The following is a 22,864-nucleotide window of genomic DNA, read 5'->3' as shown; positions in this document are numbered from 1 at the left end:
CGATGACATACGGTAATAAAATACCGGAAGAGGTCATTGATGCGGTTCGCAAGCATTATGACATCGTAGAGACGGTCGGGAAATATGTTCATCTCACGAAGCACGGCAAATATATGAAGGGGTTATGTCCGTTCCATTCGGAGAAGACTCCCTCATTTACAGTGACGCCGGAGCTCCAAATTTACCATTGCTACGGCTGCGGTAAGGGCGGCAACGTTATTCGTTTTTTTGAGGAAATGGAAGGTTATTCGTTTCCTGAAGCTGTTCGAGTGCTGGCGATGGATGCGGGAATGCCTGTAACCTGGGCATCACCAGATGGAGTGAAATCCACGCCGCATGATGCAGACCGAGCCAAGATCATTGAGGCGCATGAGCTGACAATTAAGTTATATCATCATGTGCTGAATAACACGAAGCAAGGACAAGCGGCAAAGCAATATTTGCGGGATCGCGGACTTAGTGATAAGCTAATTGATCATTTTATGATTGGTTACGCTCCTGAGGAATGGGACTTGCTGGCCCGGTTTTTAACGAATCGTGGGTTTGATCTTGCATTGATGGAAAAAGGCGGATTGCTTTCGGCTAAATCTGACGGGAGTGGATATGTGGATCGGTTTCGAAATCGCATTATGTTTCCGATATGGGATCGAGACGGCAAAGCTACCGCGTTTGCGGGTCGCATTATAGGCGAAGGACAGCCGAAATACTTGAATACCTCGGAAACGATGCTGTTTACGAAAAGCAGAACACTTTACAATCTGCACTATGCGCGGCCATCTATTCGAAAGAGTAAGCAAGTTGTATTGTTTGAAGGTTACATGGACGTCATTAAATCATGGAGCGCTGGCGTAAAAAATGGAATTGCCACGATGGGAACGGCTTTGACCGAAGAACATTGCGCTATTCTAAAACGACAAGCCGAAGAAGTCATTGTATGTTATGACGGTGATGATGCAGGACAAGCAGCAGCATTCAAATCAATTCCGATGCTTGAAAGCGCAGGCCTCAAAGTATCGGTGGCGATGCTTCCGAAAGGAAAGGATCCCGATGATTATATAAGCGAATATGGTCCGGAGTATTTCTTGCGAGAGATAATGGATCAGCCGGTATCGGTGACAAAATTTAAGCTTATATATTCAAGGAAAAACCATATACTGCTAAAAGAAGAAGGTAGAAAGAACTATCTGCTTGAAGCGGTACAAATTGTTGCAGAGCTTGATTCTTCAACAGAACGCGAGGTCTACCTGAAGGAAATTTCACGAGAGTTCGAAATCTCACTGGATGCTTTGAAACAGGACTGTCATCAAATTAGACAGGAGCTGCAAAAAAAGAAACCGCAAGGGGATAATAACGACAATTCGTGGAATAATGGTAGGAATGAAAAGCCCCGAAAGTCTGGACCACCTACTCTTATGCCTGCTTTCACGCATGCAGAACGAAGGTTGCTGCACGTTATGATGCGGGATCGAGAGGTAGCGCAATCGGTTCATGAACGACTCGGCGATGCGTTTAATGTAGAGGATCACGCAGCTCTTGCTGCTTATTTATACGCTTATTTTGCTCAAGGCTATGATCCGGATGTAAGCCGCTTTATTGCAACGCTGCATGATGACCGATTAGAACGTACAGCTGCATCGATTTTGATGATGGACGGTGACTTTCCGTTCGATGATACAATGATGGACGCATATATCCAGGACATTATTAAAGTACCGCAGTATCGTGATATTGAACGCAAGAAAGAAGAAATGGTGCGTGCTGAGCGTACCGGAGATTTTTTGGCAGCAGCACAAATAGCAAGTGAGATTATAACCCTAGAGAGACAGCTCAAAGGACGACAGGAAGATCGTTTCTAGGGGGGAGGGAGTCGGAATATGGCGAATGATCAACATACTGAACTAGATACCGAACAAAAACTGGATCATGTGAAGGATCAATTGATTGAGCAAGGCAAAAAGAGGTCATCTTTGACGTATAAAGAAATTATGGATAAGTTGGCTCCGTTCGATCAAGACCCTGAACAAATTGATGAATTTTTCGAACAGCTCGATGATTTTGGGATTGAGGTACTGAACGAAAATGACGAAGAAAATCCACTCGCTGCCCAAGGGGAAGAACAAGAGCGCGAACAGGACGACTTTAACTTTGATGATGATCTAGCTTTGCCGCCGGGTATAAAAATTAATGACCCGGTACGTATGTATTTGAAAGAAATCGGTCGGGTTCCACTTCTTTCTGCAGATGATGAGGTTGAACTTGCACAACGTATCGAGAATGGTGACGAGGAAGCAAAACGTAGACTTGCGGAAGCGAACCTGCGGCTTGTTGTCAGTATTGCGAAACGTTATGTAGGTAGAGGCATGTTGTTCCTTGATTTGATTCAAGAGGGCAATATGGGACTTATTAAAGCAGTTGAGAAGTTTGACCATCAGAAGGGCTTCAAATTCAGTACGTATGCAACATGGTGGATTCGTCAAGCGATTACTCGCGCCATTGCTGACCAAGCACGAACAATTCGTATCCCGGTTCATATGGTGGAAACGATTAACAAGCTAATTAGAGTATCACGTCAATTGCTCCAAGAACTTGGACGCGAACCGACACCGGAGGAAATTGCTGCGGAGATGGAGCTAAGCACCGAGAAGGTACGCGAGATTATGAAGATCGCACAAGAACCGGTATCGCTTGAAACTCCAATCGGGGAAGAAGATGATTCTCACCTAGGTGATTTCATTGAAGACCAAGAAGCGCTTGCTCCAGCAGATGCTGCTGCGTATGAGCTGCTTAAAGAGCAACTGGAAGACGTGCTCGATACATTGACTGAAAGAGAAGAAAATGTACTTCGTCTTCGCTTCGGTCTTGATGATGGACGCACGAGAACGCTTGAGGAAGTTGGCAAAGTATTTGGTGTTACGCGTGAGCGTATTCGTCAAATTGAAGCCAAAGCACTTCGCAAACTGCGTCATCCAAGCCGCAGCAAACGTTTGAAAGATTTCCTCGAATAAAAAAACTTGATGTTTAGTATATTGACCTTTCTGCTCGTGCAGCGAGGTCTTTTTTCTAAAATGCCAACCTCATACATACGGACTTGTGCAGGCAAGACAAGTCGACCGAAAGGATAGCGAGATTTATGAATCAGGATCGTCGGCAAATTATCGTGAAAGAAATTGATCATTGGCGCCGAAGCAAGCTGCTGCCAGATCAATATTGTGACTTTCTGCTGAATTTGTATGCTGATCAAGATACGATCCAAACAACTAAAGAACAGCATCATACAGTTGGAAAAGCAATCGCCGCAGTACAACGAGCAACAGGTATGCAATGGCTACTTACATTTGGAACTTTTACCTTAATTTCCTTTGTTGTGCTTTATTTTAACGAATTTCATCCGTTATTGCAAATGGCTGTTGTGGTCGGCGCGGTGGCTGTTTTTTTACTTACGGGACAGCGACTTCGCAGCCGTAACGAGTCGGCTGGATTGGCAATAACAAGTACGGGAATGCTCCTCCTTCTAGGCGGGGGATTGTATATGTTGAATCTGCATGCTTTTGATCATTGGGGCTGGAAAACAGGCTTGTTGGCCTTTTGTTCGATCTTTTGGGTTGTTTACGGAATAAAGGCTCGCATTCCTGCCCTTCATTTAAGTGGCTGGTTGGCGGCTATACTTGTTTATGCGTGGCTGCTGTCACAATTTATGCTGGATTCGAAATGGTATGAGGTGCAGCTATACTGGCTGCCTATCGCTTGTTTATTTGGTTGGAGCAGTTGGTTTGTACATCGCTGGTCGAAGCCGGTATCTGCTGTTTTGTTTGCAACCTGCGCGCTCGTGTGGTTTATGCCTGAGCTATACTCGGTCATGTTCGTAAATGATGCGATTTTGTTGCAGCTGCAGCTCATTGTCAAAATAGCGATAGGCGGCATAATATTATTTTCAATGCGAAAACAATGGATGGTGTGGGTTGTATAATGTTAAAACTATCAAGGCGTCTTCAGAAGATTGCAGATTACGTAACCGCGGGCTCGCGTGTAGCTGATATAGGCTCGGATCATGCGATGCTCCCCGTATATTTGCTGCAAATCGATAAGTGCCCTTCAGCGATCGCAGGAGAGCTGAACCTCGGTCCCTATGAGGCAGCGAAGAAGCAAGGTGCTGCTGCTGGAATGACTGCTCGTTTGACAGTCCGGCAAGGCGATGGCCTGAACGTGCTTCAGCCTGGTGAGGCTGACACGGTCACAATCGCCGGTATGGGCGGCAGCCTTATGAGCGATATATTGGAGGCAGGTCATGCGGCGGGCAAGCTAGAAGGGGTTGTAGAGCTTGTGCTGCAGCCTAATGTAGGTGAAGAAGTCGTACGCGAATGGCTATTGAAGCACAATTGGTATTTGGCTGCAGAAAGCATTCTCGAAGAAGACGGAAAAATTTATGAAGTGATGCACGCCATACGTGTATCGGATGCTAAAGCGCGCAATAGTGAGCTTTACGATAGCAGCTTCTTGAAGGTTAAGCTTGCGGCTGACAAGCTATTTGGTGTTTTGAAGCAAATGGGTCCGTATTTGCTCCGTGAGCCGCAACCTGTATTGTTTAAAAAATGGCGTCATGAGCTGAATAAGCTTGAGCGTATTTGTGATCAGCTGGGTGGATCAGATCTTGCTGAATCAGCGAGTAAACGCGAGCAGTTTCAGGCGGAGATGAACGTGATTGAGGAGGTTTTACAATGCTTGCCAATGGACAAACCATGATCCAGTTAATGGAGCAGCTTGCGCCTAAGCATTATGCGGTTGAAAATGACAAAATCGGCTTGCAGCTTGGCACATTAAATAAACCGATTAAGAAGATCCTCGTTGCATTGGATGTGACGGATGCTGTTGTTGATGAAGCGATCGAGCAAGGTGCTGAGCTTATTATCGCTCATCATGCGATCATATATCGGCCGCTTGCCAAGCTGGATACATCAACTGCGGCAGGGCGCCTATACGAGAAGCTTATCAAAAACGACATTGCCGTATATATTTCACATACCAATCTTGATGTGGCAGATGGCGGAATAAATGATTGGCTCGCTGATTTAATCGGTATCGTGCCGGATAACCGTCAGTGTTTGGAGGAAGTGCATACTGATAAGCTGTACAAGCTTGTTGTATTTGTACCAGAGAGCCATCACGAGCAAGTACTTGAGGCTATGTGGCGGGCAGGGGCAGGTAAAATTGGTAGCTACAGCAACTGCAGCTTCAATATAAAGGGGACAGGAACATTTATTCCCGGACCAGGAACGAACCCATTCATTGGCGAGGAAGGAAAGCTGGAGCGTGCTGATGAGATTCGGATTGAAACGATCGTGCCTCACAGTGTCCACCGCAAAACGGTCCAAGCTATGCTCAAAGCACATCCGTATGAAGAGGTTGCTTATGATTTATATTCAGTCGATTTAAAGGGCAGATCGTTTGGACTGGGCAGAGTCGGCAAGCTAACCGAGCCGAAGACACTGGGTGAGCTTGCAGAACAAGCGAAGCAATTATTTGATGTTCCAGCGGTGAGAGTCGTAGGAGCACTCGACCGAGTCATTCGCAAAGCCGCTGTACTCGGAGGTGCGGGTGGCAAGTATGTACGCCATGCTGTATTTTCCGGCGCTGATGTGCTTGTCACTGGAGATATTGATTATCACACCGCACATGATGCGCTGGCTGCAGGAATGACGATCATCGACCCTGGTCATAACATTGAAAAAGTGATGAAGCAGAAGGTTGCAAATTGGTTGAATGAACAGCTTGTGAGCAGTAAATATGAAACGACAGCGGTTGCTTCTTCCTTGAACACAGAACCGTTTACTTTTATATAGTTAAATTATTGTTAGATTGGAATGGCATTGAGGGTTGAGCTTTTGTGAAATACCTTGTATACTTAACGATGCCACGGAAAGTTTGACAGACAATCGCTGGCGGCCTTGTTGCCGCGAGAGGAAAGTCCGGGCTCCGCAGGGCAGGATGCTGGATAACGTCCAGTCAGCGCGAGCTGAAGGATAGTGCCACAGAAATGGACCGCCGATGGCCGGCTTTTAGCCGGAACAGGTAAGGGTGGAACCGTGGTGTAAGAGACCACGAGGAGCATAGGTGACTACGTTCCTGGTAAACCCCATCTGGAGCAAGACCGAGAGGACGCCGCAGCCCCTAAGCTGCAGCCTTAGCCTGAGGCGCGTCCGGGTTGGTTGCTGGAGCCGTATAGTAATGTACGGCCTAGATAGATGATTGTCGCTTCATCGTGGGAGGGTCGTTCCCGTTTGGACCACCAGAAGTACAGAACCCGGCTTACGACAAACTTTCCGCACGACCTTACACTTACAAACAAAGAGCACCCATCGCATGCGATGGGTGCTTTATTGTGTTTGCTGAATTACTTCCCGTACTTATTCATAATCCGATCAAGCCTTCTTTTTACCTGATCGGGATAAGTTTGCAGCGCTCCACCGTATTTTGAAGCAGCTTGCAGCGCTTTATCAACATCGATTTCTCCATAGCCAAAATAATCGTCTTTTCCTTTGGCGCCTAAATCAATAGCTGATTTTCTCATAATTTCCATAACTTCAACGTTGGATAGCTCAGGATTAATGGAACGAATCAATCCTGCCAATGCCGCGACATGGGGACTTGCCATAGATGTGCCGGACAATGCCGCATATTGACTGCCAGGATAGGTGCTCGCAATGCTGTCGCCAGGTGCTGCAACGTCTATATAATCGCCATAGTTGGAAAATGAAGCTTTTTCTTTGCTGCTGTTGGTAGCCGCAACAGCGAATACTTCCGGATACGCGGCTGGATAACCCGGTCGATCCGTATTATCGTTGCCGCTGGCTGCAATCATGACGACGTCATGGTCATAAGCGTATTTAATCGCGTCATGAAGAAAATCTGCCTGCGCATAGTTGCCTAAGCTCATATTAATGACCTTGGCTCCATGATCGACGGCCCAAATAATACCTTGAGCGACGGAATAAGTGGAGCCTGCACCGCTGCTGTCCAATACTTTAACAGGCATAATTTTGTTATACCATGATAAACCGGCAACACCTTCATTATTGTTAACGGTAGCGCCAATGATGCCAGATACATGGGTTCCGTGGCCAACATCATCATCGGGAGCCGCATTTTCATCTACAATATTTTTGCCTTCAGCAAGCTTTCCCTTCAAATCCGGGTGATTGCTTTGCACGCCGGTATCAAGCACAGCAATAATAACCTTGTCACTGCCTTTAGATAAACTCCAGCCCTTTTCCGTCTCAATTGATGGCAAATTCCATTGGTACTCTGAGTACAAAGCGTCATTTGGAACGATAGCGGCTGAGCTCTCATTTGTCATATACAAATAATGTGGTTCTGTATATTCGGTATTCCACGTTTGCTTGAAATAACGGATTAGCTGATCCGTTTCAATATTTCTTGAGCGGAAAATAAAAGTATCTCCGACTTGTTTAACCCACTCCGCATTTATATCGCGTTTTACCTGTTCAAGCTCACTGCCCGAAAGAGGCTTAACGAAATGTACAACGACGTCACGAACATGATAATGACTGGCATTACCGTTATCCTCGCCAGTACGAACAGTCGTATCGATCGTTGAGTTTGGTTTCACGGATTCGATTTTGTAATTTCCTTCAGCCGGGTAAGGTACAAGTCTAAGGTTGCGCATTTGATGATGTTCTACGGATTTCAAAATATCTTGTTTGATGACACCGACAACACCGATTCCACTATGCTTGGAGTCTGGCACACCCAGCACCATATAACGGCTTCCATTTTTGGCCGTGAAAGAAGGGGATTCAAATTTGGCCCCTTTGCTAACTTGTGATTTTGCTTCAGAAACATAAGATTTGACTTTCTGATCCTCTGTTTGTGGAAGGGCTCCTCGATCAACGCTGCGATTGCCCGAAATCCAGCTAATATAAGCCATGTGCGCATGCTCATGCATCATATGCTTGATTTGTTGATCAGCTTCGTTTTTTGATCCCATACTGGAGCTCATTAGCTTCTGAAAATCTTTGGAGCACTCTGTTGAGCAAAGCATCGCTGTCGCTTTCATATCGGATTGCAGCGCAGCAATTTTGAGCGTATGCTCGCGTTTTGCAGAAAAACTAGACGTTTGCGGCGGTTTTTTGACGTCTTTAGGGGCAAATATCGGCGTCATTGGTATAAGTAGAGCAGCTAAGGCTAAAATTGTAAGGCCACCAATCCATTTTCTATGCATGCCTGAAACCCTCCATTGATCGTTCTAAATTAGAGCTAAGTCTAATCTATAGGTTCGGATTCCAAGGCTTAAAATATGCGAACGAAAGCGTGAATCGCCAGTACCACTTAAATGTAATTTGTGGTACGATAGTGATGATTGTAGTTTTTACGTGTGTTTGGATTATGAAAGGGGAACTACCTATATGCCAACTGCCAACGTCAAAGCACTAACGGAATCAACTCGCACAAAGCTAAAGGATGCGTTAAGCCAACTGGAACCGTTTCTGAATAACAATTCCTTGCCCCAATTAACCGGCGAAGATGATGGAGAAGAAGCACATACTTTTTACAAAGGCCTTTTATCCGATTTGAGACATTTATTGGTCTTTTCTGAAGTCTCGGTTGAAAAGCTGGGAGTATTGCTCAGACGGCCCAATTTTGATACAGATTATGCGGAACGCGTGCTGTATGAGGTTTACCATCAATGCGTAAGCGCGTTTTTCTATCCGAAGAACGAATGTTATTCTGAAGATGGCCGTTATGCTTATACTGGCCAAGATGCGATTCGTTTCCGCTTTAAACCGAATCGTGATTCTCGTGGTATCGTACTTAGTGTTTCCAAGGTTTTTGAAGAACTGCGTGATGAATTAGCGTATTACGAAAATGATTACATGACTCAGCGTCGTATGCAAGGACAAAAATAAGGCAGAATGAATCACCTCCGGTCAGGGAAACTTGATAGTGGAGGTGATTTTTTTATGCCAAAAGGCGTGTCTTGTAGTGTCGCTAACTGCAACTTCTGGAAAGAAGGCAATAATTGTGGAGCTAGTGAAATCAACATCGAAATCGATCAACATGCAAGCGCCAATTTTAAAGAAGAATTTGCTGCGGATGACCTCGGACTATTTCATCAAGATCAAGCTGAACAATCAAAGTCAACATGCTGCCTTACCTTTAAACCAAAGGAGTGAAGGTCGATGGGTAAATATGAAGACGATTATAAACAATTGTTGGATGATCGAGATCGATCGGAACGAACAAGCCATCCAGTTGTGGGGACAGATCGCTTGATTGATGTAAATGAAGAAATGGCTGCTGATTTTGCAATCAGCAATCCAGCAGTTCATACAGAGCACAGAGAAAACCGTTATGAGGAGAGAGAAGAGCGGGTAGATGCCGAGTCCGGAGGTTATGCTCTTGGATGGGTATCACTTGTGTTTGCAATTGCGTCTTGGTTTCTATGGCCTGTACTCATTGGTGCAACATCAGTTGTACTTGGCTTTATAGCTTACCGACAAGGCGCACGCGGACTAGGCGGTTGGTCTATGGCGATCGGAGCAATTGCATTAATGTTAAATTTAATTATCGTCCCTTTTTATTACGCGATCACCTAACCGAATAAAAAAAAGCTCCTTCCCGGTAAATCGGGATGGAGCTTTTTTTATTTTAGAGCTTGCTCACGGTGCTTTTGTACTTCCACATTCAAAGCAAGCATCTCCCGATCCAGAAGATGAATCATATCGGCAGAGCCTTTGAGCTGCTGTTGTATATGTAGCGGAATTTGCTCATTGAATTTATAATAGATCTTATGCTCGAGACTTGCCCAGAAATCCATGGCAATCGTTCGAATTTGAATTTCTACAAGCACATTTTCGGTTCGATCGGTAAGGAAGACCGGTATTTCAATTAGCAAATGAATGCTCTGATAACCATTTGGCTTCGGATTGATGACATAATCCTTGAGCTCAACGACGCGCACGTCGCTTTGCTTGCTAATCATGTCGACGATTTGATAAATATCGGTAGAGAAGGAACAGATTACGCGCACGCCAGCAATATCCCGAATATGCTCTTTGGCATCCTCAAGAGTAATAGGGAGTCCTTTGCGCTGAAGCTTCTGCATGACGCTCTCTGGCGCTTTGATTCTGGTCTTCATATGCTCGATCGGATTGTAATCATGAATAAATTGAAATTCTTCATTTAGAATGTTAAGTTTTGTTTCTACAGCATCGAGCGCAAATTTATAAGTCAGAAAAAAATGAGCCCATTGCTTTAGTTGATTCGTTTTCATACGCAGATCACTCCTGATATAACAATTATATATATGTGATTATTAGCTGGAACGGTTTCGACATAAGCGAGAATCGTTGTATTATTATAATGGTCGATATTATATGCCAAGTCAAATTTATAGCATACTTAAAAGTCAACAGACGGGAGAGTTAATCGTGATCATTGACATTCATAACGTTTCGTGGGAACAAAATAACAATAAAATTTTGGAACAAATAAGCTGGAAAGTAAACGAAGGTGAGCATTGGTGTTTGCTTGGACTGAACGGGTCTGGCAAAACAACATTGCTGAATATGATTAACGGCTATATATGGCCATCTGAAGGCAGTATGGAGGTACTTGGGAAAAAATTCGGTGAATTTGATTTACGCGAGCTGAGAAAAAGCATTGGCTGGGTTAGTACTTCATTGCAGCAAAAGCTATACGGCTCTGAGACTGCTCTAAAAATTGTTCTTAGCGGCAAATTTGCAACCATTGGACTATATGATCAAACCGATTCTGCTGACATGATCCAAGCAGAAGAATTAATGAGAACACTCGGCTGTACGGCTTTAATGGAGCGAACATACAATACGCTGTCACAAGGAGAGAAGCAGCGAGTGTTGATCGCAAGGGCGCTGATGGCTTCTCCGAAGCTGTTAATACTGGATGAGCCGTGTACAGGCCTTGATGTATTTGCACGCGAGCAGCTGCTTCAAATGATAGCTGCTGTGGCAGGAGAGCAGAATGCTCCTACCATTATTTACGTGACCCATCACGTGGAAGAGATATTGCCTTGCTTTGCAAAAACGCTTTTAATTAAGAAGGGGAAGGTGTTTGCAGCAAATGACACTTCTGAGGTGCTGACATCCGCACTTATGAGTGATTTTTTTGGAGTGCCTGTCCATATCGAGAAGCGTAATAGCCGAAACTGGATTACTGTTGAGGGGGATTTATGGAATTAGTATTGCAAGAGCCGCAGTTTCAGCTGCAGCAGCCTCCTGAGCCAAAAAGATGGAAAAAATTAATGGCTTGGTTAAAAAACCGATTCGAGCTTAGAAATGAACGAGATCATTATATAGCGAGAATTGCTATAGGAAGCACAGCTCTATTTGCGTCACTAGCGATGACGGCAGCCGCGCTTGGCATGCCGACTGGACTTGGTACGACAATTGATATTTTACTTTTTTTAATTTTGAATATCGTTGCTATGAGTCTAGCAGCGAACTTGCTATCATTTATATATTCAATGTTGTATTTACCAATACCACGCAGACTTGCGGCTGTATGGACATACGCTTCGATAGAGGCTTATCTGATTTTGTATTATGCCGAGCTTGGTATACTCATGTCGATTATCATTGCGTTAGCTTTTACCATCATAGGGGCTGCTGCGGGTTGTTTGCTCGGTATCCTCTTAAAGTTAAAAATAAAGCGACGGAGCAAATTTTTGGTTATGGTGGGAGCAGCTTCTGTTGCAGCGATCAGCTATCTGTTTGTTTATTGGCCAGGAACTGCAGCTATGTCTCAAACGGTTGACGTCGCGCTGGACAGCGATTCCATTCGCAATTCAATAAATGCGCCTGATCCAGCTGAGAATGGGAAGTTTGCATTTCAGGCTTTCACTTACGGAAGCGGGCTGGATAAGCATAGAGTTATTTTTGGCAAAGAGGTTGATGTTCGATCTACGGCAGTTGATGCTTCAGCTTATATTACAGAATGGTCAAAACTGAAAACAAAATTTTGGGGATTTGACGAGCATGCTCTGCCTTTAAATGGCCGTGTCTGGATGCCGGAGGGTGAAGGACCATATCCAATTGCACTTATCGTACATGGCAATCATTTGATGGAGGATTTCTCTGATGGGGGTTATGGCTATTTGGGAGAGCTGCTTGCTAGCCAAGGCATAATAGCCATTTCAGTAGATGAGAATTTTTTAAACTATTCCGTTTGGTCTGGTATACCTAATAATGATATGAAAGTACGCGCTTGGGTACTTCTTAAGCATTTGCAGCAAATTAAACAGTTGAACCAAGAATTCGGCAATCCTTTTACCGGAAAAGTTGACTTAAGCAGGGTTGCATTAATTGGTCATTCCCGCGGCGGCCAAGCAGTAGCTATGGCTTCTGATGCGGATCGCTGGTTTAAAGACGACAAAACATTAGAAAACTTAAATGATGTTGTAATCGAGTCTGTTGTAGCAATCGCACCAACAGATAAGCAAGTCGATAATAAATCGGCACAGCTGACCGATGTAAATTACTTGACGCTTCAAGGGGCGCGAGATGCGGATGTAAACAATTTTTACGGTGATCGACAGTACAGCAGAACGAAGTTCCAAGAGTCAACAGATAAGTTTAAGGCAGCTCTTTATATCGCGGATGCTAATCACAGTCAATTTAATTCTGACTGGGGGAGAATGGATGAGCGTCCGCCGGGAGGCCTGTTTTTGAGTCGTAAGGAGCTGCTTGCAGCTGAGGATCAGCGTCAAGTTTCCAAAGTGTATGTATCGGCATTTTTGCAAGCTACTTTGCTAGGAGAAAACAGCTATAAGCAGCTTTTTGAAGATTATCGGTCTGGACTTGATTGGCTCCCAAATACAGCGTATACCAATCGGTTTGAATCGTCCGATTTTACAGAGATTGCTAGGTATGATGATGGCAAGCAAAAAACAGCGTTGAAGAATGGCGGCAAGGCGAGTGTTGCTGGAATGATCGATTGGAGCATCGCATCAGCTGAAGACCGCGATGGCAAAAACAAAGGTACAAAAGGAATCGAGCTGGAATGGTCGGAGCCTGGGGCGGAATATGCTTTGGAATTATCGCCAAAAACGATTGATCAAGCCGCAGAAATAACGGAGGGCAATCTAGTATTTTCGATGGCAAATCTTGAACGTGATTTGATTGCTGTAGAGGATAAAGACAAAGCAGATGCTGCAAATAACGCATTAGAACTCACTGAACCGCCGCCGCTGCCGGTCATAGAGATTGAGCTTACGACGACTGAAGGCGAGAGTATAGAGCTAGGCTTAGATAAAGTTATGCCTGTGGCGCCGCCAACGTATACAGCCTTTATGGCTTTTCCTTGGCTGGAGGAGCGCATTAAGGATGAGAAATACAAAGAATCTTCGGAGCCCATATTTCAAACCTACACGCTGCCGCTTGAGCTATTCAGCTCAGACGAATTAGCAATAAAAGCGGATGAGATTAGCCGAATTACGTTTCGTTTTGTAAGTGGACCAGGAAAAGTAATGATTGATGATATTGGGTTTACATCATAGTGAGCAAATAGGAAAGCGGGATGCCTGGCAGTTGGCATCCCGCTTTTACAACCTTATATGAATCATAAGTTACGAGCTTGTCCAGATGGCATCAGCCCGGAAGACTTTCCTTTTCTTCTTTAAAGGTAAAGTTTCTTGCAGCATATAAGAATGGTGTCGAACAAAGGGATACGATAAATTTGATGACATAAGTCGATAAGAAAATAGAGAGCCAAAGCTTGCTGCTATAGCCTGGTGCGCCTGCAAAAGCAATGGTGCAAAATATGAACGTATCGACTAGCTGACTTACCATAGTACTCCCATTATTACGAATCCAGAGCTGATTAGGAGCCGGACATAAACGTTTTAAAGTGGAGTAAATTTTGACGTCCAAAAATTGGCTCACAAAATAAGCGCATAAGCTTGCTAGTGCAATTCTTGGCATTAGTCCGAATAACGTTTCCATAGCACCTTGAACCTGCAGAGGAAATTCTTCATTTAACGGATTAAAAAGAAGCGCCATCTGCATAATAATGGTCGAAGTAATAAGCGTGAAGAATCCGAACCAAACGGCTCTTTTGGCCGCTTTTTCGCCATACTTTTCATTAAGAAGGTCTGACGCCAAGTAGATAGTTCCGTACATCGTATTGCCAAGCGTTATAGCAATAATCATGCCGAAGGCATGGATATTGATTGTTTTGACGACTTGAATGTTGGCTAACACGGTAGCCATTCCTATCCAAGCGTAAATGCCTACCCGGCCAAAAAAACGATACGAAAGAAGAAATAACGAAAAATGCACGAGCATGAAGATCGCGCCAAACCATAAATTAAACATGTTGCTTGTTACCTCCTAGTTTTGATAACGCGGGAGTTTTCGAACCGCGAATTGCTTGACTGATAAGACTTCTGAGTTGTTTTTCTGCCTTTGTCATTATAAACGCTTCTTAGGAGCGGAGCAATAACTTTTGATTGTAGTTTCATTTAGGCGGCAGAAGATGGTAAAATGGATGATACGTTTTAAAACATGGTATGCCAAAGACTTGGTTAACCTTACTAATAGTTAAGGAGTGGTAAAGTGACTAATTCTAACGAACAATTGGAACAAGAGGAGCAGCGTGTCATTGACGTGACGGATCTCATCCGCACTCGGATAGAACAATTCAACAATCAGCTTGGCGGCATACGCGAGGATATCGTTGATTTCCGACGTAATTTTTGGGATGATGTAACACTAAATTTTGAGGATGCGGCGGAATCAGCAGAGTCGCATGCCAGCATGAAGCAGCAAGCAGAGGTACTCTCAGAGCGTGAACGAAGCCATCGCCATGCTGAGGAACAGCTAAAAACACTTTATAAGCTTGAGTATTCTCCATACTTCGGTCGAATTGATCTCCAGGAGGAGGGGCAGTCCAAATCAGAGCCGATTTATTTAGGTGTAGGCTCCTTGCTGGATGAAAGCGGATATGAGTACCTTATCTATGACTGGCGGGCTCCCGTGTCGAGTCTTTATTACGATTATGGCCCGGGCCCTGTGCAGTACGAAACGCCAAGCGGCCCGATTAAGGGCGAAATGTCGCTTAAGCGTCAATTTATTATACGTGATGCTGAAATTCGCAGTATGTTCGACACAGGAGTCACAATCGGGGATGAGCTGCTTCAGGAAGTGTTAGGCAAGCAGTCTGATGCCCAAATGAAAAGCATTGTAGCTACGATTCAGCGCGAGCAAAATCGCATCATTCGCAACGAACGCGCAAGGCTTCTTATCGTTCAAGGAGCTGCGGGCAGCGGAAAAACGTCAGCCGCGCTTCAACGAGTGGCCTATTTGCTTTATCGGTATCGCGGCTGGTTAAATGCGAATCAAATCGTTTTATTCTCACCAAACCCAATGTTCAACAGTTATGTGGCGACCGTATTGCCTGAGCTTGGCGAGCAAAATATGCAGCAAACGACCTATCAGCAATATCTCGAGCACAGGCTAGGACAAACGTTTGCCCTAGAGGATCCATTCTCACAAATGGAATATACGCTCGCAGCGGTTAATGAACAAGGCTATGATGCGAGAATAGCTGGAATTACTTATAAATCAAGCAATTCGTTCATGCATTTGATTGATCACTATGCAGCCGAGCTTGGTCAAGAGGGGCTAGCTTTTAAAGCAATTACGTTTATGGGACGAAAATTGATTTCTGCAGCAGCAATTTCGGAGCAGTTTTACAGTTTGGAGCGTTCGTCTTCCATTGGAAACCGGATACGCCTTACGGCGGAATGGATTCTGAAAGAGCTGACGCGGTTAAGCCGCGAAGAACGGGATCAGGACTGGGTTCAGGAACAGATCGAGCTTCTGGATCAAGAGGCGTATGCGAAGGCGTTTGAAGATCTAGAACGGAAAAAACATTTTGCAGGAAACACATTTGATGATTTTGACGCCGAACGTGATTATTTAGCCGCGATGATTGTGCAGAAAAAATTCAAGAAGCTGCGCAGACGAGTGAAGCAATTATTGTTTTTGGATGTGCCAGCGATTTATAAGAGACTATTCGAGGATAATGCGAATATGTTGGAGCGATTTAAAAACAGCGATCATCAATTGCCTGAAAAATGGAATGAAATTAGTGAGCAAACGATTGCAAAACTCAATCAGAAAGAGATTTATTATGAGGATGCTACTCCGTATTTATATTTAAAAGAAAAGCTTGAAGGATTTCAAACGAATACATTGGTTAAACATTTATTTATTGATGAAGCGCAGGACTATTCACCTTTTCAATATCACTATTTAAAACGTATTTTTCCCAACTGCAAAATGACCGTGCTGGGTGATCTCAATCAGTCCATATTTGCTCACGCTGTAACAGGTAATGGTTTTGAGCCGTTATCTGAGCTGTATAGCGAGGAGGAGACGGAGAAGATCATTTTAACAAGAAGCTATCGCTCGACGAAGCCGATTGTGTCATTCACGAGTCGGATGATTGAAGGCGGTGATCAGATAGAGGCCTTTAACCGAGATGGCGCTGAGCCAACAATCACTAAAGCAGATAGCGAAATGCAGCTCATAGAGGGAATGCAGGAACGAATGAATCAGCTGATGCTGGGCGGTTATCAATCGATTGCGGTCATATGTAAAACGGCGGAAGAAAGCAAACGCATGCATGCGTCTTTGCAGCCATACTTTCCTAAGCTCCGCCTTGTAGAGAAGGAAACCGTTACGTTTGAAAAAGGAATTATTGTGATTCCTACTTATTTAGCCAAGGGCGTCGAGTTTGACGCAGTTGTCATTAGCAATGCTAGCAATGAGATCTATTCACGCGAAAGCGAAAGAAAACTGTTTTACACGGCGTGTACGAGAGCGATGCATGAGCTCCATATTTTCCATACGGGAGAGCTCACACCGTTCATCAGATAACCTTATTTTCTAATCTCTGACCAAATATCATGAACATCCACTTGAAGCTCCGAAGCTATCAGCTCTGCTGTAAGTCTTTGGGGCTTCAATATTTTCCCGTTGCGGAGCTTGGAAATGGTTTGAATGGAAATACCGGTTGATGAGGATAGATAACCGACGGTTATATCTCTTTTGGCCATCCATATGCGCAGTTTCATCGAAGCTTCGATACAATCATCGACAGGACGCAGATCCCAGATGACGAATGCAAACTCAAGCACGTCGCCAAATCCGTCAATAATGGGAGTAAACGAAACGGACAACTCAAACTCGATTCCGCTTAGCTTGCTTGTCTTAATCGTGATACTCCGCTCTTTTTTTTGCAGGTGAGCCTCTTGTATTATTTTTAAAATTTTACCATGATCGGTTTCCGCAATAAATTGCAGCAGCGTTTCGTCCTGCATTTGCTGGTTTGGCTCAATTTGAAAGGGAGCAAGCCTGTCTCTTAGAAAACGCACATGATGATGTCTATCAATAATACCGCTGATCAAAACTTTATTTCTTTCTGCTTGCTGTTCAATCCAATTGTATGGTGATAGATCTTCGAATATAATGAAGGCATAAAGGAGTTTATTATCAATGCTCCTTGGCAAAGGCTGCAGGTCAATGCGTACAGAAATTTTTCGTTTCGATTTGGTGTAAATAATAACTTCGCTTCTCATCACTTGCCTTGAAATGTTGATCTTATATTTATGAAGCAAATAGCTGCTTTTTTTGGATTGCAGCTCTTTTAACGTATAACCGCATAACCTAAGGAAAGCTTGGTTCGCGTCCTCTATGCGCACCTCTATTTCATTTTGACTCATTAGCAGCATAGGCTGATTCATGATTTGAAAAATATGATTGTAAACCGACAATACGAAACACTCCTCTTAAATCCATTCCACGATCCTATAATCAAATAAAAGTATAAAATAGTCGTTCTAAACAAACAAGTCAATGAATTTGGCATTTCGTATTATGTTTCAAAAGTGTTTCATAAGTTTAATTAATTAAACTTGATCGCTGAAACGATACCTTTATGGTGCAAACAGTCATAAGTTGATTCAAAATCACCTGTAACACTCCGCCAGCAGGCTTTATTCTCATACAGTTTCCCGATAATATGAAAGCAGACAGCCTAAATGGAAAAAAGAGCAGCAGGCTAACACACAGGGGAGACAGAATATGAACCATTGCATCATAGAAAACTGTACAAAGCCGATCAAAGCCAAAGATTTATGTGCAATGCACCATCAACGTTTGCTGCGTCACGGTGATCCTTCCATTGTAAGACCGCGCAGAGTGAAACAAGTTACAAATTGCAAATGGATTAAATGTACTCAACTCTCAAAAACGAAAGGTTTTTGTGCTAAACATTATTACATACAGCGAACGCTGAGTCCTGAAAAAGATTGATGTCACGTAATCTGACACGGAATAATTATTATTGTCGAAATCTATGAAAACGACTGTGTTTTTTTTCAAAAACATGTATAATGTGGATAAAGTGATTCGTGTTTAGATGATTAAAGTACTTGTAATTAATCATCCAACAGGGGGTGAAACCAAGAATGGTTCAAACGGCACCTATCGGATTATCCATGGAAGATCTCTATTTATTCAATGAAGGAAGTTCATACCACAGCTACCGTTTTATGGGTGCACACCGTGTTCAATTGGATGGTAAAAAAGGTGTTCGATTTACGGTTTGGGCACCAAACGCAGCTGAGGTTAGGGTTATTGGCAAATTCAATAAATGGATTGGCAATCGCCATGCAATGGCAAGGATCGGAACGACTGGCGTTTACAGCTTGTTTGTCCCTGGCATTGGTGAAGGCGAATTATACAAGTATGAGATTGTAACCATAGAAGGCAAAATCATTAGAAAAGCTGATCCATACGCTTTTTTTGCAGAGCGGCGGCCAGGAACGGCATCCATTGTATCGGATTTAGACGGCTACAAATGGGATGATGAAAAGTGGCAGGAGAGGAAGCGCGAGCTTCCTCCATACACGAATCCGCTGCTCATTTATGAGGTGCATGCAGGTTCGTGGAAAATTAAAGGCAAAGAGGATTATTACACGTACGAGGAATTAGCAGATGACTTGATCCCGTATACAGCTGAAATGGGTTATACACATATCGAGCTTATGCCGCTGTCTGAGCATCCTCTAGATCAATCTTGGGGCTATCAGATTACGGGCTTTTATGCAGCGACGAGTCGATACGGATCTCCGAAGCAGCTGATGCGATTTGTAGATAAATGCCACCAACATGGACTCGGTGTTATTTTGGATTGGGTTCCCGGTCATTTCTGCAAAGATGATCATGGGTTGCGTCTTTTTGACGGTACACCTATTTTTGAAGGAGCAGATCCCAATCGAGCGGAGAAGCCGCTCTGGGGGACGCTAGCCTTCGATTTCGAGAAAAAAGAAGTTGTCAGCTTTCTTATTTCAAATGCCATTTACTGGATGGATTTATTTCACATTGATGGGTTGCGTGTTGATGCTGTTGCCAGCATGATCAATTTACACATGGACAAACCGCCGGAAATGCATACATACAACTACCTAGGCGGCCCAGACAACCTAGATGCTCTCCGCTTCCTTAAGAAGCTTAATGAAACTGTGTTTCATTATTACCCCGATACCTTGATGCTCGCAGAAGATTCTTCCGCATGGCCAGCTGTTACATCACCAACCTACAAAGGCGGCCTCGGATTTAATTTTAAATGGAATATGGGCTGGATGAACGATATGCTGCGTTATATGGCACTGGATCCGGCTGAACGTTCGCATCATCACCATCTCATTACATTTTCACTCCTTTATGCTTTTTCGGAAAACTATGTATTGCCTCTATCGCACGATGAAGTTGTCCACGGCAAACGTTCTCTGTTAAACAAAATGCCTGGAAGCTACGAAGAGAAATTCGCACAATTACGTTTGTTCTACGGCTATTGGATTACGCATCCTGGTAAGAAGCTGTTGTTTATGGGCAGTGAATGGGGGCAGTTCGATGAATGGAAGGACGCCGACATGCTGGATTGGATGCTGCTCGAATATGATATGCATCGCAGCATGCACCATTATGTGAAAGCTCTTAATCATATCTATACTGATCAGCCTTCATTATGGGAGAGAGACAGCCAGGCGGATTGCTTCGAATGGATTGATGTTCATAATGCAGCACAATCTGTCATATCCTTTATCCGCCGCGGAAATACTGATTTCTCCGTTGTTATTGCTAATTTTTCTAGGAACGATTATAAACAGTTCCGTATTGGTGTTCCAGAGCCAGGTTTCTACAGCTCTTTAATAAATAGCAATGAGAAGCCATTTGGCGGAACGGTAACACAAGCACAACAAGGCTACACCAGTGAAAACGTCGCTTGGCACGGTCACAATCAAAGCATTACGCTTCACTTACCCCCCCTGACATTCCAGATCTTCAGCTTAGATCCGGGGAACACAATTTGAGAGGGAGTTGGTGTCCATGGGCCGAAAAGAAATGATCGCTATGCTGCTTGCAGGAGGCGAAGGGAAAAGGCTGGGCGTGCTAACAAAGGATTTAGCAAAGCCTGCAGTCTATTTTGGCGGTAAATACAGAATAATTGATTTTACGTTAAGCAATTGCGCACACTCGGGAATTGACACTGTGGGCGTACTAACGCAATATCAACCGCTGGAGCTCAATCGTTATCTTGGCATTGGCAGTCCATGGGGACTTGACCGCCGCGATGGCGGCATGACCATTTTGCCGCCATTTATGAAACAAAAAGGCGGCGTATGGTATAAAGGCACGGCAAATGCAATTTATCAAAATATGTCCTTTATTGAACCTTACAATCCTGAGTATGTACTTATCATTTCAGGAGACCACATTTACAAAATGGATTATGACTTAATGCTTCAGCATCATAAGCGTTCAGGAGCAGATGTGACGATTGCCGGGATTGAGGTAGATTGGAAAGAAGCAAGCCGTTTTGGCGTTATGCACATTGATGATGAGGATCGGATTACGGCTTTTGAGGAAAAACCGAAAAACCCGACTAGCAACATCGCTTCCATGGGCGTATATATTTTCACATGGTCCGAGCTCCAAAAGTATTTGATATATGACGAAGCAAGCCGCAGCTCCAGTCATGATTTTGGCAAGGATCTTATTCCAGCCATGATGAGAGACGGGAAACGGCTGCATTCATATCCGTTCAAGGGCTATTGGAAAGATGTTGGTACAATCGAGAGTTTATGGGAAGCGAATATGGATTTACTTGCTGATGAGCCTCCGCTTGAGCTTGCCGATGCCGATTGGCGCATTTATTCGGTAAGTCCAAATCAGCCAGCACAACATATTGGCGCAAGTGCACAGGTTTCTTCTTCTTTAATAACAGAAGGGTGCATGATTGAAGGGGTTGTTGATCGCTCGGTATTGTTCTACGGCGTCAAAGCAGCCAAAAACACAGTTATTACAGAATCAGTCGTCATGCCTAATGTAAGAATAGGTGAAGGCGCACGCATTTATAGAGCGATTATTGGCGAAGGAGCCGTCATTCAAGCGGGTGTAACGATTGGAAGCCCAGATGATGATGCCATTACCGTTATAGCAGTGGATCAATATGTGACGAACGAACATTTGCTGCAGGAGGTGGAGCACTCATGAAGCATAAAGTCATGGGCGTCATCAATTTAATTCATGAAACTGACGAGCTGGAGCATTTAACACAAAGCCGCTGCCTTGCTACTGTCCCCTTTGGCGCGAGATATCGATTGATTGATTTTGTACTGTCGAGTATGGTTAACTCCGGAATCTCCAAGGTTGCCGTTTTTGCGCATACGAAATACCGCTCACTTATGGATCATTTGGGTTCAGGAAAACATTGGGATTTGCAGCATCGTCAAAGCGGATTGTTTGTGCTCCCGCCAGCAACTGACGACATTCAAGAAATTAGCCGTGGTGATTTGTATCATTTCTATCAACAGCGTGATTATTTTAATCGGTCATCACTCGACTATGTTGTCATTACACGCAGCCACATGGTTTGCAATATCGATTTCGAGAAGGTTATCGATTTTCATTTGGAGCGGGAAGCTGACATCACCGTTGTGTGCAAGCAGCAGGCTGATATATTAATGGGCAAAGCTCGTAAAGTGAAGTTGAATGACGAAGGCAGAATCACTGCTATTCAAGATCACTATGGCCGGATGTCTAGTGACATCAATTCTATGGAAATGTACGTTATGCGTAAAGAGCTGCTGATGGAATTAGTTGAGACCTCGCTTGCACAAGGCCAGGATCATCTGGTTCGCCACGCGATATTCTCTAGGCTGAATCAGCTTAATGTATATGGGTACATGTATGAGGGATATTTGGGTGTAGTTAATACGCTTAGCAGCTATTATCGCAATAATATGAATTTATTAGATCCGGATGTTTGGAAGGAACTATTTTATCAGCCGGGTTCCATATTTACGAAGGTTAAGGATGAGCCGCCTGCCCGTTATTTGGGTAATTCCAAAGTTACGAATTCGTTAATTGCAAACGGCTGCCGTATTGAAGGTACCGTAGTGAACAGCATTATTTTCCGCGGCGTACATGTTCAGAAGGGCGCTATCGTAAGCAATAGCATCGTTATGCAAAATGGCGTAATCGGAGAAAATAGCTTTTTACAGCACAGTATTTTGGACAAAGACGTTCGCGTTGAAGCGGATCGTGATATTAGGGGAGCGGCAAGCTCGCCATTCTTAGCAGGAAAACGGAAAATTATTTAATATAAGCAATCGTTACGGTCATCCAATTCAAGCTTTTATTTGCCGCGAAAAAATGCAATTTACCACGATCGGAAAATAAAATCAGATTCCAGTTGGGTTCATGCATTGCTGATGCGGCGTCCATGAGAAAGGAGAATC

Annotated in this window: 18 protein-coding genes and 1 other RNA gene; 15 read left to right on the top strand and 4 right to left on the bottom strand. The window is 44.0% G+C overall.

Translation table 11 applies throughout. From position 1 onward, the window contains the following. Nucleotides 1-2 precede the first annotated feature (2 nt). The 6 genes from dnaG (at nucleotide 3) to rnpB (ending at nucleotide 6,321) form a co-directional block, all read left to right on the top strand. The gene (dnaG, locus tag ACIFSR_RS14705; protein ID WP_076266903.1) at nucleotides 3-1,856 is read left to right on the top strand and encodes a DNA primase; all 1,854 of its coding nucleotides are present in this window, start codon (nucleotides 3-5) and stop codon (nucleotides 1,854-1,856) included. A gap of 18 nt (nucleotides 1,857-1,874) precedes the next feature. After that, nucleotides 1,875-3,005 (top strand): RNA polymerase sigma factor RpoD, encoded by a 1,131-nt coding sequence (gene rpoD / locus ACIFSR_RS14700; protein ID WP_053376806.1) that lies wholly within the window; start codon nucleotides 1,875-1,877, stop codon nucleotides 3,003-3,005. Between the two features lie 125 nt (nucleotides 3,006-3,130). After that, on the top strand, nucleotides 3,131-3,967 hold the full coding sequence (locus ACIFSR_RS14695; protein WP_339203430.1) for a hypothetical protein: 837 nt from the start codon (nucleotides 3,131-3,133) through the stop codon (nucleotides 3,965-3,967). Further along, nucleotides 3,967-4,740, top strand: coding sequence for a tRNA (adenine(22)-N(1))-methyltransferase (locus ACIFSR_RS14690; RefSeq protein ID WP_430057981.1), 774 nt, complete (start codon nucleotides 3,967-3,969; stop codon nucleotides 4,738-4,740). The genes ACIFSR_RS14695 and ACIFSR_RS14690 overlap by 1 nt, the downstream gene beginning before the upstream one ends. Further along, nucleotides 4,716-5,837: a Nif3-like dinuclear metal center hexameric protein gene (locus ACIFSR_RS14685; RefSeq protein ID WP_430057979.1), complete on the top strand. Its 1,122-nt coding sequence runs from the start codon at nucleotides 4,716-4,718 to the stop codon at nucleotides 5,835-5,837. Before ACIFSR_RS14690 ends, ACIFSR_RS14685 begins: the two co-directional genes overlap by 25 nt. A 77-nt stretch (nucleotides 5,838-5,914) precedes the next feature. After that, nucleotides 5,915-6,321: RNase P RNA component class A (gene rnpB / locus ACIFSR_RS14680), an RNA gene on the top strand. A gap of 67 nt (nucleotides 6,322-6,388) precedes the next feature. On the opposite strand, the gene ACIFSR_RS14675 is transcribed toward rnpB, so the two are convergent. Continuing rightward, nucleotides 6,389-8,236, bottom strand: a complete 1,848-nt coding sequence (locus ACIFSR_RS14675) for a S8 family peptidase (protein WP_430057977.1) — start codon at nucleotides 8,234-8,236, stop codon at nucleotides 6,389-6,391. A gap of 184 nt (nucleotides 8,237-8,420) precedes the next feature. Here ACIFSR_RS14675 and ACIFSR_RS14670 point away from each other — a divergent pair, with 184 nt between their 5' ends. Genes ACIFSR_RS14670 through ACIFSR_RS14660 form a run of 3 tightly spaced genes read left to right on the top strand, consistent with a single transcriptional unit; the run spans nucleotide 8,421 to nucleotide 9,611 of the window. Continuing rightward, the gene (locus ACIFSR_RS14670; protein WP_076266908.1) at nucleotides 8,421-8,921 is read left to right on the top strand and encodes a YpuI family protein; all 501 of its coding nucleotides are present in this window, start codon (nucleotides 8,421-8,423) and stop codon (nucleotides 8,919-8,921) included. Between the two features lie 54 nt (nucleotides 8,922-8,975). Beyond that, the gene (locus ACIFSR_RS14665) at nucleotides 8,976-9,188 is read left to right on the top strand and encodes a DUF1540 domain-containing protein (RefSeq protein WP_430057975.1); all 213 of its coding nucleotides are present in this window, start codon (nucleotides 8,976-8,978) and stop codon (nucleotides 9,186-9,188) included. A 6-nt stretch (nucleotides 9,189-9,194) separates the two neighbouring features. Further along, entirely contained in the window at nucleotides 9,195-9,611 is a 417-nt protein-coding gene (locus tag ACIFSR_RS14660; protein WP_339203421.1) for a hypothetical protein, read from the top strand. A gap of 47 nt (nucleotides 9,612-9,658) precedes the next feature. Here ACIFSR_RS14660 and ACIFSR_RS14655 read toward each other — a convergent pair whose 3' ends face one another. Further along, nucleotides 9,659-10,288 carry a GTP pyrophosphokinase gene (locus ACIFSR_RS14655; protein WP_076266910.1) on the bottom strand — a complete coding sequence of 210 codons (630 nt, stop codon included), beginning with the start codon at nucleotides 10,286-10,288 and terminating at the stop codon, nucleotides 9,659-9,661. Nucleotides 10,289-10,445: 157 nt separating this feature from the next. Here ACIFSR_RS14655 and ACIFSR_RS14650 point away from each other — a divergent pair, with 157 nt between their 5' ends. Further along, nucleotides 10,446-11,234, top strand: coding sequence for an ABC transporter ATP-binding protein (locus ACIFSR_RS14650; RefSeq protein ID WP_430057973.1), 789 nt, complete (start codon nucleotides 10,446-10,448; stop codon nucleotides 11,232-11,234). Next, nucleotides 11,225-13,549, top strand: a complete 2,325-nt coding sequence (locus ACIFSR_RS14645) for a chlorophyllase/cutinase-like alpha/beta fold protein (RefSeq protein WP_430057971.1) — start codon at nucleotides 11,225-11,227, stop codon at nucleotides 13,547-13,549. Before ACIFSR_RS14650 ends, ACIFSR_RS14645 begins: the two co-directional genes overlap by 10 nt. A 91-nt stretch (nucleotides 13,550-13,640) precedes the next feature. Here the strand turns inward: ACIFSR_RS14645 and ACIFSR_RS14640 are convergent, their stop codons facing one another. After that, the gene (locus tag ACIFSR_RS14640; RefSeq protein WP_430057969.1) at nucleotides 13,641-14,366 is read right to left on the bottom strand and encodes a queuosine precursor transporter; all 726 of its coding nucleotides are present in this window, start codon (nucleotides 14,364-14,366) and stop codon (nucleotides 13,641-13,643) included. Nucleotides 14,367-14,606: 240 nt separating this feature from the next. On the opposite strand from ACIFSR_RS14640, the gene helD reads away from it, so the two are divergent. Then, nucleotides 14,607-16,934, top strand: a complete 2,328-nt coding sequence (gene helD, locus ACIFSR_RS14635) for an RNA polymerase recycling motor HelD (protein WP_430057967.1) — start codon at nucleotides 14,607-14,609, stop codon at nucleotides 16,932-16,934. Nucleotides 16,935-16,936: 2 nt separating this feature from the next. Here the strand turns inward: helD and ACIFSR_RS14630 are convergent, their stop codons facing one another. Next, nucleotides 16,937-17,830: a helix-turn-helix domain-containing protein gene (locus ACIFSR_RS14630; protein ID WP_339203412.1), complete on the bottom strand. Its 894-nt coding sequence runs from the start codon at nucleotides 17,828-17,830 to the stop codon at nucleotides 16,937-16,939. A 696-nt stretch (nucleotides 17,831-18,526) separates the two neighbouring features. Here ACIFSR_RS14630 and glgB point away from each other — a divergent pair. The 3 genes from glgB to glgD are packed head-to-tail and all read left to right on the top strand — an operon-like array spanning nucleotide 18,527 to nucleotide 22,726. Further along, on the top strand, nucleotides 18,527-20,434 hold the full coding sequence (gene glgB / locus ACIFSR_RS14625; RefSeq protein WP_430057965.1) for a 1,4-alpha-glucan branching protein GlgB: 1,908 nt from the start codon (nucleotides 18,527-18,529) through the stop codon (nucleotides 20,432-20,434). 16 nt (nucleotides 20,435-20,450) lie between these two features. Continuing rightward, nucleotides 20,451-21,617: a glucose-1-phosphate adenylyltransferase gene (locus ACIFSR_RS14620; RefSeq protein WP_076266917.1), complete on the top strand. Its 1,167-nt coding sequence runs from the start codon at nucleotides 20,451-20,453 to the stop codon at nucleotides 21,615-21,617. Next, nucleotides 21,614-22,726, top strand: coding sequence for a glucose-1-phosphate adenylyltransferase subunit GlgD (gene glgD / locus ACIFSR_RS14615; RefSeq protein WP_076266918.1), 1,113 nt, complete (start codon nucleotides 21,614-21,616; stop codon nucleotides 22,724-22,726). The genes ACIFSR_RS14620 and glgD overlap by 4 nt, the downstream gene beginning before the upstream one ends. Nucleotides 22,727-22,864: the final 138 nt, after the last annotated feature.

This window comes from Paenibacillus sp. NRS-1760, assembly GCF_050467785.1.
Classification (GTDB): domain Bacteria; phylum Bacillota; class Bacilli; order Paenibacillales; family Paenibacillaceae; genus Pristimantibacillus.
Note: the sequence above shows the minus strand (reverse complement) of the source record. Positions and strands in the feature narration are given on the sequence as shown.

What these genes read in the sequence shown, in the direction of transcription:
- dnaG (WP_076266903.1), top strand. Translation starts at nt 3, where the DNA reads ATGACATACGGTAATAAAATACCGGAAGAGGTCATTGATGCGGTTCGC.
- rpoD (WP_053376806.1), top strand. Translation starts at nt 1,875, where the DNA reads ATGGCGAATGATCAACATACTGAACTAGATACCGAACAAAAACTGGAT.
- ACIFSR_RS14695 (WP_339203430.1), top strand. Translation starts at nt 3,131, where the DNA reads ATGAATCAGGATCGTCGGCAAATTATCGTGAAAGAAATTGATCATTGG.
- ACIFSR_RS14690 (WP_430057981.1), top strand. Translation starts at nt 3,967, where the DNA reads ATGTTAAAACTATCAAGGCGTCTTCAGAAGATTGCAGATTACGTAACC.
- ACIFSR_RS14685 (WP_430057979.1), top strand. Translation starts at nt 4,716, where the DNA reads ATGCTTGCCAATGGACAAACCATGATCCAGTTAATGGAGCAGCTTGCG.
- ACIFSR_RS14675 (WP_430057977.1), bottom strand. Translation starts at nt 8,236, where the DNA reads ATGCATAGAAAATGGATTGGTGGCCTTACAATTTTAGCCTTAGCTGCT.
- ACIFSR_RS14670 (WP_076266908.1), top strand. Translation starts at nt 8,421, where the DNA reads ATGCCAACTGCCAACGTCAAAGCACTAACGGAATCAACTCGCACAAAG.
- ACIFSR_RS14665 (WP_430057975.1), top strand. Translation starts at nt 8,976, where the DNA reads ATGCCAAAAGGCGTGTCTTGTAGTGTCGCTAACTGCAACTTCTGGAAA.
- ACIFSR_RS14660 (WP_339203421.1), top strand. Translation starts at nt 9,195, where the DNA reads ATGGGTAAATATGAAGACGATTATAAACAATTGTTGGATGATCGAGAT.
- ACIFSR_RS14655 (WP_076266910.1), bottom strand. Translation starts at nt 10,288, where the DNA reads ATGAAAACGAATCAACTAAAGCAATGGGCTCATTTTTTTCTGACTTAT.
- ACIFSR_RS14645 (WP_430057971.1), top strand. Translation starts at nt 11,225, where the DNA reads ATGGAATTAGTATTGCAAGAGCCGCAGTTTCAGCTGCAGCAGCCTCCT.
- ACIFSR_RS14640 (WP_430057969.1), bottom strand. Translation starts at nt 14,366, where the DNA reads ATGTTTAATTTATGGTTTGGCGCGATCTTCATGCTCGTGCATTTTTCG.
- glgB (WP_430057965.1), top strand. Translation starts at nt 18,527, where the DNA reads ATGGTTCAAACGGCACCTATCGGATTATCCATGGAAGATCTCTATTTA.
- ACIFSR_RS14620 (WP_076266917.1), top strand. Translation starts at nt 20,451, where the DNA reads ATGGGCCGAAAAGAAATGATCGCTATGCTGCTTGCAGGAGGCGAAGGG.
- glgD (WP_076266918.1), top strand. Translation starts at nt 21,614, where the DNA reads ATGAAGCATAAAGTCATGGGCGTCATCAATTTAATTCATGAAACTGAC.